This window comes from Pseudomonas orientalis (assembly GCF_022807995.1).
GTDB lineage: Bacteria > Pseudomonadota > Gammaproteobacteria > Pseudomonadales > Pseudomonadaceae > Aquipseudomonas > Aquipseudomonas orientalis_B.
Map to the genome: position 1 here is coordinate 1933693 of NZ_CP094351.1, position 15432 is coordinate 1949124.

A 15432-nucleotide genomic window follows, 5' to 3' on the forward strand; every position below is an offset into this window, starting at 1 on the left:
TGTTAACTCCGCATCCGCTCTTGCATAAGCTGGGCGCGGAACAATCCGAGAGATTTTTTAATCTTGCAAACGGGTGTGATGACCGGGAGCGCTGCCTGTGAGCGGTGGCGTAGACCACACCCGGCGCCGGGTACTCAGCGGGCTGGCAGTCGCGACCGCGTTCTCCATCCTCAGTCCGTTTGCGCGCAGTGCCGGCGTTGATTATCCGTTCACCCTCGGTGTGGCCTCCGGTGACCCATTGCCGGATGGCTTTGTGATATGGACGCGCCTGGCACCCTTGTTCAATGCCGAGGACGGACGCGGTGGCTTGCAGCGTGCGGTGCCGGTGCGTTGGCGGGTGGCCAGCGATGCGGCGATGACGCGCATCGTGCAGCAGGGCGAGGTGATCGCGACCGGGCGCTTTGCCCATTCGGTGCATGTCGAGGTGGCGGGGCTGGCGGCGGGCCGGCCGTACTGGTATCAGTTCGAGGGCCTTGGGGCGCAGAGCCCGATTGGCCAGGCACGCACGACGCCTGCGCGGCATGAGATGGCGTCCGCCCTGCTCGGGTTCGTCTCCTGCTCGCACTGGGAGCGCGGCTATTTCAGTGCCTATCGGCACCTGGCTGCCGAGCATCCCGACCTGGTGTTTTTCCTCGGCGACTATATCTACGAAAGCTCCTACGCGGCGGACTCCGGCAAAGTCTTTCGCGCCCATGGCAGCGGCAATGCGGTGACTTTGAGCGATTACCGTAACCGCTACGCACTGTACAAGACCGATCCCGATTTGCAGGCCCTGCACGCCGCTGCGCCCAGCGTGGCGACCTGGGACGATCACGAAGTGCAGAACGACTATGCCAACCGCTGGTCCCAGGACCCGAAAATTCCCGTAACGCAGTTTCTCCAGCAACGGGCGGCGGCTTACCAGGCGTTCTACGAACATATGCCATTGCGTGCGAGCAGCAGGCCGCAGGGGCCGGACATGCGCATCTATCGACGCCTCGACTATGGCCAACTGGTACGTTTCCATGTACTCGACGGCCGCCAGTACCGCTCCGAGCAGCCTTGCATTGCGGCCCATGGCAGCCATCAAGGGCATATTGTCACCACCCCCTGCAGCGACTTGCGTGATCCGGCCCGTACCATGCTCGGCTGGCAACAGGAAGCCTGGCTGGACCAGAGCTTTGCGCAGTCCAGGGCGCAGTGGAATGTGATCGCCCAGGACTTGCTGGTAGCGCCGCTGCTGCAGCGTGACCTGACCAGCCATAAGCTTGGCCGCTGGACTGATGGCTGGGATGGCTATATGGCCAACCGCAAGCGAATGCTGGCGTCTATCCAGCGCAATCGCGTGAGCAACCCGGTGTTCTGGGGCGGGGATATCCACTCGTTCTGGGCCACGGACCTGCACGCCGATGCCAATGACCCGGACTCACCGGTTCTGGCGACCGAATTCGTCGGCTCGTCAGTGACCTCCGATGGCCCGCCCTATGAAGCCTTCACGAACATCCTGCCGCTCAATCCCCATGTGAAGTTTTTTGACAGTCGCCAGCGTGGGTATGTGTCGGTGGAACTGGACGCGCAGAAGATGCTCACGCACTTTCGCGTGATCAGCGACCCACGCTATCCGGCGGCCACGGTCTCGACGTTGCAGTCGTTTGTGGTGGAGCCGGGCAGGGCGGGGGCGATGGCTGTGTAGCCTGGATTCAAATGTGGGAGGGGCTTGCCCCGATGGCGGTGTATCAGTCGATACATTCAGTGACTGACACGGCCTCATCGGGGGCATAGGTATCTACGCAACTCAGCAGCGCCCAACCGTAACCACGATGCGAAGCGAGCCGCTCTTGATCTTGATCTGCTTTTGATCCTAGGCGCCCCGTTAAACCACACTGGCCGAACGCAGGCTTGAATCCGTGGGTAACCCGGCAGGACGCCGGGTTAGCCGCACTGGGCCATGGATGGCCCATTGCGGCGGCCCACGGATTCAAGCCTGCGTTCGGGCACACCGAGCCTAGGCGAGGTGCCGAGTGGTGGGGCAAGAGCGTTTTGCTTACTTTTGACTGGGCCGGCATTCCGGCTTTTCAAAAGTGAGCCGCCGTAAGGGCGGAACCCATAGCAGCCGTTACCACAGAAACGGATATGTACTCGTTCCAATCCAGCATCCCGGCCAGCCCAGAGGCCGCCATCGGGGGCAAGCCCCCTCCCACATTTGGACCTCGGAGCGTCAGGTAGATACGCGTTAGCTCCCTCGCCACAGGTGCGGTGTCGCACCAAAATTGTGTAGATACCTATGCTCATCGGGGGCAAGCCCCCTCCCACATTTTGAGGCTCGGTGTGTCAGTTGATTTCGTAGCGTACCGACAGTGCGCCCTTTTTTTCCGAGAAGGCCAGGATCGTCACCTGGCCCAGTTCGCCCAGAGCTTGAACATGAGTGCCGCCACAGGCGTATGCCGGCAATTCACCGAAGCCGACTTGCCGGGTGCCTTCTTCCAGCGTCATGTAGCGTGGATAGTCCGCGGCGATCCATCGGTTGAGCAATTGTTGAAGGACCTGCGCATCCATGTCTTGAGCGGCTTCGCCACGGATAAATGTGACTTTGCCTTCACCGGGCCAGTGGTGGGCCTTGATCGGCATCCAGCCCAGGCGTTCGCCTGCATTGCCAATCAGATGTCCCGCCGAGTGAAGACGCGTGTGCAGCGCGCGGCGTTGTGCATCGACCCGTGCAACGATCAGGCCCGGCTCCAGAGGCTGATTGACGTAATGCACCACATGCTCGGCTTGCTGAGTGACGCGCAGCACCTGGCTGTCGCCCAGCCACCCGGTGTCACAGGGTTGGCCGCCGCCTTGGGGGTGGAAAATCGTCGACTGCAGGATCACCGCAAATTGCTCTTCGTGGGGCGTGCAGCTCAGCACTTCCAGCTCGGCAGTCAGGTGATCATGGGTGAAAAACAGGCGCTCGGTCATCGTCCACATCCGCATCAAGGTGATGCAGGCAGTATAAATAGTGCGCTGATAGGTGATAATCCATTCAAATATCAATGGACCTGTGCGTCATGAGCATCAATCTTCCTTTGCCGCTGCTGGGTGAAATGGCGATTTTCGTCAAAGTGGTGGAAACCGGCAGTTTCTCCGAGGCGGCGCGGCAACTGAGCGTTTCGCCCTCGGCGGTCAGCCGCAGCATTTCGCGCCTGGAACAGGCGCTGGCGACCCGCCTGTTGCAACGCACCACGCGCAAGCTGCGCCTTAGCGAGGGCGGCGAAGAGGTGTTCAAGCGGTGCAGGGAGATGGTCAGCGCGGCGCGTTCGGTGATGGAGATCAGCGGGCAATTTACCCACGAAGCCGAGGGCCTGGTGCGGGTCAGCGTGCCGAAGGCGGTCGGGCGGTTTGTGGTGCATCCGCATATGCCGGCGTTCCTGCGGCGCTATCCCAAGGTGGATGTGCAACTGATCCTTGAGGATCGGCATGTGGATCTGATCGATGACAATGTCGACCTGAGCATCCGTATCACCGACAGCCCGCCGCCCGGTCTGGTCGGGCGGCAATTATTGCCGATCGAACATTTGCTGTGTGCGACACCGCAGTACCTGGCCGAGCACGGCACGCCGGCACATCCCCATGATCTGCTGGAACACAGTTGCATCTACCTGGGTGAAACCCCAGGTGACTCACGCTGGAAGTTTCGTCAGGGCGCCAAGGCGGTGACGGTCGGCGTGCGCGGGCGGTATGCGGCGAACCACACGGGCGTGCGGCTGGATGCGGTGTTGCAGCATGTGGGGATTGGCAGCTTGCCGTATTTCACGGCGCGGCACGCCTTGGAAGAGGGGCGGCTGGTGCAGGTATTGCCGGCGTGGGATTTTATTGCGTCGTACCACGGCGAGGCGTGGTTGCTGCATTCGCCTACGCGGTACTTGCCTCCGAAGTTGCGCGTGTTTATTGATTATCTGGTGGAGTGCATGGTGCAGGAGCCGACACTGCGCAGTCGGTAGAACAGGGGTTAAACATGTGGGTGGGGGCTTGCCCCCGATGGCGGTGGTTCAGTCAAAAAAGCGCCTGCTGACACTCCCTCATCGGGGGCAAGCCCCTCCCACATTTGAATCTCAGTGCTTGCTCTGGTCGTCCGGCATGGCCAGCAGTTGCTTTTCCTGGTTCCAGTCGAACGGTTCGTCGTTCAGCTCGGCTTCATAGCGACGTTCTTCGAGGGCCTGGTACAGGTCCAGCTCTTCGTCGGGCATGAAGTGCAGGCAATCGCCGCCAAAGAACCACAGCAGGTCGCGCGGCACCAGATGGGCGATCTGCGGGTAGCGCAGGATGACCTGGCTCATCAGATCCTGGCCCAGGTATTGGCTTTCGATAGGATCGATCGGCAACAGGGCGCGCAGTTCGTCGAAACGTTCCAGAAACAGCGTGTGGCTTTCCTCGGGTACCTGTTCGGCTTCGCCGACGGCAACCAGGATGCTACGCAGGTGGTCGAGCAAGACGAGATGATCGGCAACGACGTTGGACACGAGATAAGTCCTCTAAAGCAAAAACGGGCGCGAGAGTATATGCCTCTCGCGCCCGTTTTTATATGACCGCCGGTATCAGCGGACTTTGCCCTCCGCCTGTATCAGCTCGTCTTTGCTGAAATCATCGACGTCGATCACCTTGCGCCGCGCCGCTTCGGCGTCGCGCAGGGTCTGCGCCTCGGCCGGTTGGAGCACGCCGGCGTGCAGCGCGGCGTCGATGGCCGACTCACCGGCAGTCGGTTTGATCTGTCCGCTCTTGAGCGCGGTATGCAGTTTTTTCTGCAGGGCATGGCTGGCGCCGAGCAGGTCATAGGCGTGTTGCAGCGCGCCCACCGGATCTTCCGCCGACTGTGGGCGGTAGCAGCCCGCCAGCAGCTCTTCCAGGGTCGGGTCGCCCTTGGCGCGGCCGATCACTGCGGCCACCTCGGCATCCAACGCATCGGATGGCCCGGTATGGCGACGCCCGAACGGGAACACGATCACCCGCAGCAGACAGCCCAGCACCTTGTTCGGGAAGTTGCTCAGCAGTTCATCCAGCGCACGCTCGGATTGGCCAAGGCTTTCCTCCATGGCCCAGGCGAACAGCGGCTCCAGGTGATCCGGCGAATCCAGGTCGTGGTAGCGCTTGAGCGCTGCCGATGCCAGGTACATGTGGCTCAGCACATCACCCAAGCGTGCCGACAGGCGTTCGCGGCGCTTCAACTCGCCGCCCAGCAGCATCATGCTCAGGTCCGCAAGCAGGGCGAACGCGGCGGCCTGGCGGTTCAGTGCGCGGAAATAACCCTGGCTCAAGCGATTGCCCGGAGCCTTTTCGAAGTGACCAACACCCAGGTTCAATACCAAGGTACTGGCGGCATTGCTCACGGCGAAACCGATGTGCTGCATCAACAGGCCATCGAACTCCTTGAGTGCCTGGTCATGGTCTGCACGACCGGCCAGGGCCATTTCCTTGAGCACGAACGGATGGCAGCGAATCGCACCCTGGCCGAAGATCATCAGGTTGCGCGAAAGGATATTCGCGCCTTCCACGGTGATGAAGATCGGCGCGCCTTGCCAACTGCGGCCCAGGTAGTTGTTCGGGCCCATGATGATGCCCTTGCCGCCATGCACGTCCATGGCGTGGCTGATGCATTCGCGGCCGCGTTCGGTGAGGTGGTACTTGAGGATCGCCGACAGCACCGAAGGCTTCTCGCCCAGATCCACGGCATTGGCGGTGAGCATGCGTGCGCTGTCCATCAGCCAGGCGTTGCCGCCGATACGCGCCAGGGCTTCCTGGATGCCTTCGAAGGCCGACAGCGGCACGTTGAACTGTTCACGCACCTGCGCGTATTGGCCGGTCACCAAGCTGGTGAACTTGGCGGCGCCGGTGCCCACCGCAGGCAGGGAGATTGAACGGCCCACGGACAGGCAGTTCATCAGCATCATCCAGCCCTTGCCGAGCATTTCCTGGCCGCCGATGAGGAATTCCAGAGGAATGAAGACGTCCTTGCCCGAGTTGGGGCCGTTCATGAACGCGGCGCCCAGGGGCAGGTGACGGCGGCCGATTTCGACGCCGGGGGTGTCGGTAGGGATCAGCGCGAGGCTGATGCCCAAATCTTCTTCGTCGCCCAGCAGATGGTCAGGATCGTGGGCCTTGAACGCCAGGCCGAGCAAGGTCGCGACCGGGCCCAGGGTGATGTAGCGCTTTTCCCAGTTCAGGCGCAGGCCAAGGGTTTCCTTGCCTTCCCACTCACCTTTGCAGATGACGCCGGTGTCGGGCATGGCGCCGGCATCGGAGCCGGCCAGCGGGCCAGTCAGGGCGAAACATGGAATGTCATCGCCACGCGCCAGGCGCGGCAGGTAGTGGTTGCGTTGTTCGTCGGTGCCGTAGTGCAACAGCAACTCGGCGGGGCCGAGGGAATTGGGCACCATCACGGTGGACGCCAGGTCGCCGCTGCGGGTGGCCAGTTTCATCGCGACCTGGGAGTGGGCATAGGCGGAGAAGCCCTTGCCGCCGTATTCCTTGGGGATGATCAGGGCGAAGAAGCCATGGGTCTTGATGTGCTCCCAGGCAGCGGGCGGCAGGTCCATGGCCTGGCCGATTTCCCAGTCGCTGACCATGGCGCAGAGCTCTTCGGTGGGGCCGTCGATAAACGCCTGTTCCTCTTCGGTCAGTTGCACCTTGGGGTAGGCCAGCAATTTGTCCCAGTCAGGGCGCCCGCTGAACAGTTCGCCGTCCCACCACACGGTGCCAGCGTCGATGGCGTCGCGCTCGGTTTCGGACATCGGCGGCAGGACTTTCTGAAACCAGCTGAACAGCGGCTTGGTGAAGTATTGGCGGCGCAGGTCGGGCAGCAGCAGAGGCACAGCCACGACGGCGATCAGCACCCAGAAAATCAGCAGCAGCCAACCCGGTGCATGGCTCCAGGCGCCCATCGCCAGCAGATAAACGGCGACCACACCCAGGGCGGGCAGGGGCGCGATGCGGCGGTGCGCCAGATAGGCAATGCCGATCACCAGAACCAGTATCCACAACAACAGCATATTCAATCCTCCGTGAAACCAGGGGCGAAACCACCAGGAAGCTTAGTCGGCGTCCGGCCAAGCGGGGTGATCAGGGTGTTACAAGTTGTACTGGGGATAGCATCACTGCGGTATGTACCTGAGTCCCAGCCGCTTCATCGATAGTGACCGCCCTGTGGTGGTGGAGTTCGCCGGGAAACGACGCGGAACCCGTGGGGATTTATGTGACCAGGCAGTCAGTCGTCACCGCGCGGTGTGAGGCCGTGCATTGCACTGACCCGATGCCAGGCCTGCCGGGCGTCATGCAGAGTGATTTAAGCGGCGCGTGATCCGGCGTATGCTGCGGCCTTCATCAAGCCATGTTCAACAACGATAAGGCGCGGTCATGCTGAAGATCTGGGGTCGTAAAAATTCGTCAAACGTCAGGAAAGCACTGTGGTGCGCCGAGGAACTCGGCCTGGACTATGAGGCAATTGATGCGGGCGGGGCCTTTGGTGTGGTCGACACCCCGCAATACCGAGCCTTGAACCCCAATGGCCGGGTGCCGATGATCGAAGATGGCGATTTTGTGCTGTGGGAATCCAACACCATCGTGCGCTATCTGTGCGCCAGGCAAGCGTCGGAATTTTACTCCAGTGACCTGCAAATCCGGGCCAGCGCCGAGAAGTGGATGGACTGGACCACTTCCACGCTCGCCGATCCGTTCAAGGCGGTGTTCTGGGGCATCCTGCGTACAGCGCCCGAACAGCGCAACTGGGACAGTATCAATGCCGGGCGCCAGGCCTGCATCGATGCGCTCAACACCGTCGAGCAGGCCCTTGCCGAACAACCGTACCTCTCCGGGAGTGCATTCGGCATGGGCGATATCCCCCTGGGCTGCTTTATCTACGCCTGGTTCGAGATGCCTATCGAACGTCCGGCGATGCCCAACCTGGAGGCCTGGTATCAGCGCCTGCAACAACGCCCGGCCTACCGCAAGGCCGTGATGACCGCGTTGACCTGATAAACACTATTAATACAGGTGACTGTACTTGTGGGGCGCGGGCACGCACCATGCTCGCACCTCATCGCAGGTTGAACTACCTGTGGTGCGCCCTCATCTATTGTTTCTATTCTTTTCTCTGGTGCGTAATCCGATATGAGTTCCGCTCTGTCCATCCGGCAGCTAACCAAAACCTACGGCAACGGTTTCCAGGCCCTGAGTGGTATCGATCTGGACGTGGCCGAAGGTGACTTCTTCGCCTTGCTCGGCCCCAACGGTGCCGGCAAATCCACCACCATCGGTATCCTCTCGACGCTGGTCAACAAGACCAGCGGCACGGTGAATATCTTCGGTCATGACCTGGATAAATCCCCGGCGGCGCTCAAGCGCTCGATCGGCGTGGTGCCCCAGGAATTCAATTTCAACCAGTTTGAAAAGACCTTCGACATCGTCGTGACGCAGGCCGGCTACTACGGCATCCCGATGAAAGTCGCCAAGGAACGCGCCGAACAGTACCTGACCCAACTGGGCCTGTGGGACAAGCGTGACGTGCCTTCGCGCTCGTTGTCCGGTGGCATGAAGCGTCGCCTGATGATCGCCCGCGCGCTGGTGCATGAACCGCGCCTGCTGATCCTCGACGAACCCACTGCGGGTGTGGACATCGAGTTGCGTCGTTCGATGTGGACCTTTCTTACCGAGCTGAACGAGAAGGGCATCACTATCATCCTCACCACGCACTACCTCGAGGAAGCCGAACAGCTGTGCCGCAATATCGGCATCATCGACCACGGCACCATTGTCGAGAACACCAGCATGCGTAACCTGCTGGGCCAGTTGCATGTGGAAACCTTCCTGCTCGACCTGAAGAACAATCTGTCGGCGCCGCCGCAACTGTTGGGCTACCCGAGCCGTCTGGTGGACAGTCACACGCTGGAAGTGCAGGTGGACAAAGCCATGGGCATCACCGCGCTGTTCAGCCAATTGGCGACCCAGAACATCGAAGTGTTGAGCTTGCGTAACAAAACCAATCGCCTTGAGGAGTTGTTCGTGTCCCTGGTGGAGAAAAATCTGGCGAAGGTGGCGGTATGAGTTCCGAACTGCAACCCAACCTCGTCGCGCTGCAGACTATCGTCTACCGCGAAGTGAAGCGTTTTACCCGTATCTGGCCGCAGACCCTGCTGCCACCGGCGATCACCATGGTCCTGTACTTTGTGATCTTCGGTAACCTGATCGGCCGGCAGATCGGCGACATGGGTGGCTTCACCTACATGGAGTACATCGTACCGGGCCTGATCATGATGTCGGTGATCACCAACTCCTACGGCAACGTGGTGTCGAGTTTCTTTGGCAGCAAGTTCCAGCGCTCCATCGAAGAACTGATGGTTTCACCGGTGTCGCCGCACACGATCCTGATCGGCTATACCTTGGGCGGCGTACTGCGCGGCTTGATGGTGGGCGTGATCGTGACCTTGCTGTCGTTGTTCTTTACCCACCTGCAAGTGCATCACCTGGGGGTCACCATTCTGGTGGTGGTACTGACGGCGACGATCTTCTCGCTGCTGGGCTTCATCAATGCCGTGTTTGCGCGCAACTTCGATGATATTTCGATTATCCCGACGTTCGTACTGACGCCGCTGACCTACCTTGGCGGGGTGTTCTACTCCATCACGTTGCTGCCGCCGTTCTGGCAGACCGTGTCCCTGGCCAACCCGGTGCTGCACATGGTCAACGCCTTTCGCTACGGCATCCTGGGCGTGTCGGACATCAAGATCAGCGTGGCGATCACCTTCATGATCGTTGCCACCATTGTCCTGTACGTCGGTTGTGCGCGGTTGCTGGTGAGCGGGCGTGGGATGCGTACGTAATACTGGTTAAACGCGGTTGAAAATGTGGGAGGGGGCTTGCCCCCGATAGCGGTGTGTCAGCCAGCTCATCTGCAGTTGACACACTGCCATCGGGGGCAAGCCCCCTCCCACATGTGGTTTTGTGTAAGGCCTTCAGATTTGCAGTGCCAGATCGATCAGGGCGTGCAGCTCTTCGACGCTCAGGGGCTGCGTTGAGAACAGAATTCGAAACACCGTGGGCGCTGCGAGCAGGTTGATCAGCCTATCCACGCGGGGTGCCACCTGCTCCGGGTAACGATCAACAATGATCTGCAACTGCCCACTCAAGATACTCACGCAATACCCCGGCGTCAGGCTGCACTGCACGTCGCGCATCATGTTGCGCCCGGGCTCCGAACTCATCTCGTCCAGGTATTGCTCGGCCCAGGCCCTCAGGTCGCCGCGCAGGCTGCCGGTTGTGGCCGGTTCGGTGTCCGGGCGCATGCGTGCCAGGGCAACATCGGCCAGCAGCGCGGAAAGGTCGCCCCAGCGGCGGTAAATGGTCGAGGGGGTGACGCCCGCGCGTGCCGCAATCATCGGCACGGTGATGTTTGCGCGTTCATGGGTGTGCAGCAATTCGCGGACGGCCGAATGCACGGATTCTTGTACCCGGGCACTACGGCCCCCCGGGCGAAGGCCTTCTTTGATCGCCATGGGTAAAACCTTAACACAAAGAATTTGCTTTAAGCGTCGACGAGTAGCACACTCCACAAAAGCAAAATATTAGCTTTAGCGGAGCGTGCCTATGCCCAGCAAGCCTATGCCCAGCAACCTGTCTCAACGGTCCAGCCTGACTTTCCTGGTGGTCACGGTACTGACCTTTCTCGCCGCCTCCAGCGCGCCGACGCCCTTGTATCAGGTGTATCAGGACAACCTGCATTTCTCTGCGGCGATGCTGACGCTGATCTTTGGTGTGTATGCCGTGAGCCTGCTGGCGGCGCTGCTGACGGTGGGCTCGCTGTCGGATTACGTCGGGCGCAAGCCGGTGATTTTCGTCGCGTTGATCCTGAATATCGTGGCGATGCTGCTGTTTATCAACGCCGACAGCACCGCGTACCTGATCGCCGCGCGGGCGCTGCAAGGTTTCGCCACCGGGACGGCGACGGCGGTATTGAGTGCAACGTTGCTCGACACCGACCGCCTGCGCGGACCGATGCTCAACAGCCTCGCGCCGATGCTGGGCATGGCCAGTGGCGGCTTGGGCAGCGGTTTGCTGGTGGAGTACGCGCCATGGCCGACCCAACTGATTTACTTCGCCCTGCTCGCACTGATGGTGCTCCAGGCGCTGTATGTCTGGCGCTTGCCGGAAACCGTCAGCCGCATACCGGGCGCCATGAAGTCCCTGGCGCCGACCCTGCATGTGCCGAAGCGGGCACGGCGCGCCCTGGGGCTGGCAATGCCGCTGAATGTGGCCGTATGGGCGCTGGGAGGGTTCTTTTCGTCCCTCGCGCCCTCCCTGGTACGGGCCGCGACGGGGTCGACGTCGCACCTGATCGGCGGTGGCCTGGTGGCGGTGATCACCCTCAGCGGGGCGGTGATGATCTATAGCTTGCGCGAGCACCCGGCAGACAAGGTCATGCGGCTGTCGGCGGCATTGCTGGCGGCAGGCGTAGCGCTGTTGCTGGTGGCTGTGCAAAGTGCCAGCTTGTGGCTGTTCTTCGTCGCCAGCGTGATTGCAGGCCTGGGGTTCGGCGGCGGGTTCATGGGCAGTGTGCGCAGTATCGTGGGATTGGCGTTGGCCCATGAGCGAGCGGGGTTGATGTCGGCGTTTTACGTATTGAGTTACCTGGCGTTCTGCCTGCCGGCGCTGCTGGCGGGGAACCTGAGTCGGGAGTTCGGTCTGATTGCGACCACTGATGCCTACGGTGCGCTGCTTATCCTGCTCGCCATCAGTGCCTTGGCCGGACAGCTGTTGCAGCGCACGCCGTCTTCCTATATCTGTAAAACAGATAACAGTTAGAGATATTACCCGTTATATAGATATTCGATAGGCTTCTATGATGGTTCCAACCTCATGCGAGGAAGAGGATTTCTATCATGACCTGCTCGACGACCATCAGCTATAGACCCTTCAGCCACCTGACCCGTCCCCGGGAAGTGATTCGCCAGTTCACCCCGAACTGGTTTGCAGCGACCATGGGCACCGGCGTGCTGGCGCTGGCACTGGCGCAACTGCCGGTTAATCTGCCCGGCTTGCATGCCGTCGCCGAGGGCCTGTGGATGTTTACCATCGGCCTGTTTATCTTGTTCAGCGCTCTGTATGGCGCACGCTGGGTGTTGTTTTTCCACGAGGCCCGCCGGATTTTCGGGCATTCCACGGTCTCGATGTTTTTCGGCACCATCCCCATGGGCCTGGCCACGATTCTCAATGGCTTGCTGCTGTTCGGACTGCCGCGCTGGGGCGACGCTGTGATTCCCCTGGCCGAAGCCCTGTGGTGGCTGGACGTAGCCATGGCGTTGGCTTGCGGCGTGTTGATTCCGTTCATGATGTTCACCCGCCAGGAGCACAGCATCGACCAGATGACCGCAGTGTGGCTGCTGCCGGTGGTGGCCGCCGAAGTCGCCGCCGCCAGCGGTGGCCTGCTGGCGCCGCACCTGGCCGATGCCCATGGGCAACTGGTGATGCTCGTGACCAGCTACGTACTCTGGGCGTTCTCCCTGCCGGTCGCCTTCAGCATCCTGACCATCCTGATGCTGCGCATGGCCCTGCATAAACTGCCCCACGCCAATATGGCGGCGTCGAGCTGGCTGGCGCTGGGGCCCATCGGCACCGGTGCCCTGGGCATGTTGCTGCTGGGCGGCGAGGCGCCCGCGATTTTCGCCGCCAATGGCCTGCCGGGTGTCGGCGAAATAGCCAACGGGCTCGGCCTGGTGGCAGGTATCACCCTGTGGGGCTTCGGCTTGTGGTGGATGTTGATGGCGGTGTTGATCACGTTGCGTTACCTGCGCGCCGGTATTCCGTTCAACCTGGGCTGGTGGGGCTTTACCTTTCCGCTGGGCGTTTACGCGCTGGCTACGCTCAAGCTTGCGAGCCTGCTGCAGTTGGGGTTCTTCAACGTATTCGGCAGTGTGCTGGTGGCGGCGTTGGCGCTGATGTGGCTGATCGTGGCCAAGCGCACGGTGCAAGGTGCCTACAAAGGCGAGCTTTTTGTTTCGCCGTGCATTGCGGGGTTAGCGAATAAGTAAGCAGGATTAGGTAAAGTCGTGGCCTGATCAATAACAGGCCACGCAGGAACACGGACGATGAGCCACCCCTCACAATTCACCTTGCTGCGCACACGGCGTTTCCTGCCGTTTTTCATCACCCAGCTCCTGGGCGCTTTCAACGACAACATCTTCAAGCAATCGCTGATTCTGGCGATTCTCTACAAGCTCAGCATTGAGGGCGACCGTTCCATCTGGGTCAACCTGTGTGCCTTGCTGTTCATCCTGCCGTTCTTCCTGTTCTCGGCGCTGGCCGGACAGTTCGGCGAGAAATTCAACAAGGACGCGCTGATCCGCGCGATCAAGGTCGGTGAAATCCTGATCATGGCGGTGGGGGCCACCGGCTTTCTGTTCAATCACCTGGAATTGATGCTGTTGGCACTGTTCGCCATGGGCACCCACTCGGCGCTGTTCGGCCCGGTGAAGTACTCGATCATGCCCCAGGCTCTACATGACGACGAGTTGGTCGGCGGCAATGGCCTGGTGGAGATGGGCACGTTTCTGGCGATCCTTGCCGGCACCATCGGCGCGGGCATCATGATGTCGTCCGCCAATTACGCACCCGTGGTGGCCATGGCGATTGTGGGCGTTGCGGTGCTGGGATATCTGGCCAGCCGCAGCATTCCAAGGGCGGCGGCTTCCACGCCGCAACTGCGTCTGGACTGGAATATCTTCACCCAGTCCTGGGCCACGTTGCGCATGGGCCTGGGACAGACCCCTGCGGTGTCGCGCTCCATCGTCGGTAATTCATGGTTCTGGTTCGTCGGCGCGATTTACCTGACGCAGATTCCGGCCTACGCCAAGGAATGGTTGTACGGCGACGAAACCGTCGTGACTCTGATCCTCACTGTTTTCTCGGTGGGTATTGCCCTTGGCTCGATGCTCTGTGAAAAACTCTCCGGCCGTAAGGTGGAAATCGGCCTGGTGCCGTTCGGCTCGTTCGGCCTGACGGTGTTCGGCCTGCTGCTGTGGTGGCATTCCGGCGGCTTCCCCCAGAATATCCAGGCCAACGACTGGCTGGCGGTGCTCGGCTACGGGCAAGCCTGGTGGGTGTTGTTCGATATCCTCGGCCTGGGCGTGTTCGGCGGCTTTTACATCGTGCCGCTGTACGCACTGATCCAGTCACGCACCGCCGAAAACGAGCGCGCGCGCGTGATCGCGGCCAACAACATTCTCAATGCGTTGTTCATGGTGGTGTCGGCCATCGTCTCGATTCTGCTGCTCAGCGTGGCCAGGCTGTCGATCCCCGAGTTGTTCCTGGTGGTGTCGCTGCTCAACATCGCGGTCAATACCTACATCTTCAAAATCGTGCCCGAGTTCACCATGCGCTTCATGATCTGGCTGCTCAGCCATTCCATGTACCGCGTGGAGCACCGCAACCTGGAGCGGATTCCGGACGAAGGCGCGGCCTTGCTCGTTTGCAACCATGTGTCGTTTGTCGATGCGCTGCTGATTGGTGGCGCAGTGCGTCGGCCGATTCGTTTTGTCATGTACTACAAGATCTATCGCTTGCCGGTGCTCAACTTTATCTTCCGCACCGCCGGGGCGATTCCGATTGCCGGGCGTCACGAGGACATCCAGATCTACGAAAAGGCCTTCGCACGGATTGCCGAGTACCTGAAGGATGGCGAGCTGGTGTGCATTTTCCCGGAAGGCAAGTTGACCGGCGATGGCCAGATGAATGAGTTTCGTGGTGGCGTGACGCGGATTCTCGAAGAGACGCCGGTGCCGGTGATTCCGCTGGCGTTGCAGGGGCTGTGGGGCAGTTTTTTCAGTCGCGACCCGAACAAGGGATTCTTTCATCGGATCTGGTCGCGGGTGGTGCTGGTGGCGGGGGAGCCTGTGCGGGTAGAGGAGGCGACACCTGCGCAGTTGCAGGCTGTGGTCGGTGTTCTGCGGGGGAGTGTCAGGTAGTTCTGTGGTGGAGGTACTGGCCTCTTCGGGGGCAAGCCCCCTCCCACATTTTGAATGCGTTCACAAAGCAAAAAGTGGGAGGGGGCTTGCCCCCGATGGCGGTAGCGGCCTAAGCGCTGATCTTGAGACCAACAAGCCCGCAAATGATCAACGCCACACTCGCCAACCGAAACAGCGCCATGGATTCCCCAAACAGAATGATCCCTGCGATCACCGTACCCACGGCGCCCACGCCCGTCCATACGGCGTAGGCGGTGCCCAACGGCAGTTCCTTTACCGCCAGCCCCAGCAGGCCAAGGCTGATGGCCATGGCGGCGATAGTCAGTACGGTGGGCAGGGGCTTGCTGAAGCCGTCGGTGTACTTCAGGCCGACGGCCCAGCCGACTTCAAACAACCCGGCGAAAAACAGAATGATCCAGGACATGTGACCTCGCTTCTTCAGGCGGGGTCGTCCCCGGATTCAACGCGC

The 15432-nt window shown here is 61.0% G+C and carries 13 protein-coding genes and 1 pseudogene; 9 read left to right on the forward strand and 5 right to left on the reverse strand.

Annotated features, from left to right (window positions below; all coding sequences use genetic code 11):
• Positions 1–97: 97 nt before the first annotated feature.
• Entirely contained in the window at positions 98–1672 is a 1575-nt protein-coding gene (locus MRY17_RS08650) for an alkaline phosphatase D family protein (RefSeq protein ID WP_243353585.1), read from the forward strand.
• Between the two features lie 638 nt (positions 1673–2310).
• Here MRY17_RS08650 and MRY17_RS08655 read toward each other — a convergent pair.
• On the reverse strand, positions 2311–2937 hold the full coding sequence (locus tag MRY17_RS08655) for an alanyl-tRNA editing protein (RefSeq protein WP_243353586.1): 627 nt from the start codon (positions 2935–2937) through the stop codon (positions 2311–2313).
• Positions 2938–3026: 89 nt separating this feature from the next.
• Between MRY17_RS08655 and MRY17_RS08660 the strand changes: the two genes are divergently transcribed.
• Positions 3027–3959: a LysR family transcriptional regulator gene (locus MRY17_RS08660; protein ID WP_181285589.1), complete on the forward strand. Its 933-nt coding sequence runs from the start codon at positions 3027–3029 to the stop codon at positions 3957–3959.
• Between the two features lie 111 nt (positions 3960–4070).
• Here MRY17_RS08660 and MRY17_RS08665 read toward each other — a convergent pair whose 3' ends face one another.
• Together MRY17_RS08665 and MRY17_RS08670 are read right to left on the reverse strand one after the other, a co-directional pair.
• Positions 4071–4478, reverse strand: coding sequence for a PA2817 family protein (locus MRY17_RS08665; RefSeq protein WP_124357752.1), 408 nt, complete (start codon positions 4476–4478; stop codon positions 4071–4073).
• 75 nt (positions 4479–4553) lie between these two features.
• Positions 4554–7001 (reverse strand): acyl-CoA dehydrogenase, encoded by a 2448-nt coding sequence (locus tag MRY17_RS08670; protein WP_181285590.1) that lies wholly within the window; start codon positions 6999–7001, stop codon positions 4554–4556.
• Positions 7002–7113: 112 nt separating this feature from the next.
• On the opposite strand from MRY17_RS08670, the pseudogene MRY17_RS08675 reads away from it, so the two are divergent.
• The 4 genes and pseudogenes from MRY17_RS08675 to MRY17_RS08690 form a co-directional block, all read left to right on the forward strand.
• Positions 7114–7236 (forward strand): annotated as a pseudogene (locus MRY17_RS08675) (cysteine protease); the annotation flags it as partial.
• A 129-nt stretch (positions 7237–7365) separates the two neighbouring features.
• Positions 7366–7983, forward strand: coding sequence for a glutathione S-transferase (locus tag MRY17_RS08680; protein ID WP_124422998.1), 618 nt, complete (start codon positions 7366–7368; stop codon positions 7981–7983).
• Between the two features lie 135 nt (positions 7984–8118).
• Entirely contained in the window at positions 8119–9051 is a 933-nt protein-coding gene (locus MRY17_RS08685) for an ABC transporter ATP-binding protein (protein ID WP_124422999.1), read from the forward strand.
• Positions 9048–9827: an ABC transporter permease gene (locus MRY17_RS08690; RefSeq protein WP_065888200.1), complete on the forward strand. Its 780-nt coding sequence runs from the start codon at positions 9048–9050 to the stop codon at positions 9825–9827. The genes MRY17_RS08685 and MRY17_RS08690 overlap by 4 nt, the downstream gene beginning before the upstream one ends.
• Before the next feature lie 132 nt (positions 9828–9959).
• Here the strand turns inward: MRY17_RS08690 and MRY17_RS08695 are convergent, their stop codons facing one another.
• The gene (locus tag MRY17_RS08695; RefSeq protein WP_243353587.1) at positions 9960–10499 is read right to left on the reverse strand and encodes a TetR/AcrR family transcriptional regulator; all 540 of its coding nucleotides are present in this window, start codon (positions 10497–10499) and stop codon (positions 9960–9962) included.
• 106 nt (positions 10500–10605) lie between these two features.
• On the opposite strand from MRY17_RS08695, the gene MRY17_RS08700 reads away from it, so the two are divergent.
• From MRY17_RS08700 to MRY17_RS08710, 3 genes are all read left to right on the forward strand, one after another.
• Positions 10606–11805, forward strand: a complete 1200-nt coding sequence (locus MRY17_RS08700; protein ID WP_124425588.1) for an MFS transporter — start codon at positions 10606–10608, stop codon at positions 11803–11805.
• Positions 11806–11882: 77 nt separating this feature from the next.
• On the forward strand, positions 11883–13031 hold the full coding sequence (locus MRY17_RS08705) for a TDT family transporter (protein ID WP_243353588.1): 1149 nt from the start codon (positions 11883–11885) through the stop codon (positions 13029–13031).
• 57 nt (positions 13032–13088) lie between these two features.
• Entirely contained in the window at positions 13089–14963 is a 1875-nt protein-coding gene (locus tag MRY17_RS08710) for an MFS transporter (protein ID WP_181285592.1), read from the forward strand.
• Between the two features lie 109 nt (positions 14964–15072).
• On the opposite strand, the gene sugE is transcribed toward MRY17_RS08710, so the two are convergent.
• Entirely contained in the window at positions 15073–15387 is a 315-nt protein-coding gene (gene sugE, locus MRY17_RS08715) for a quaternary ammonium compound efflux SMR transporter SugE (protein WP_124357760.1), read from the reverse strand.
• Between the last annotated feature and the right edge of the window lie 45 nt (positions 15388–15432).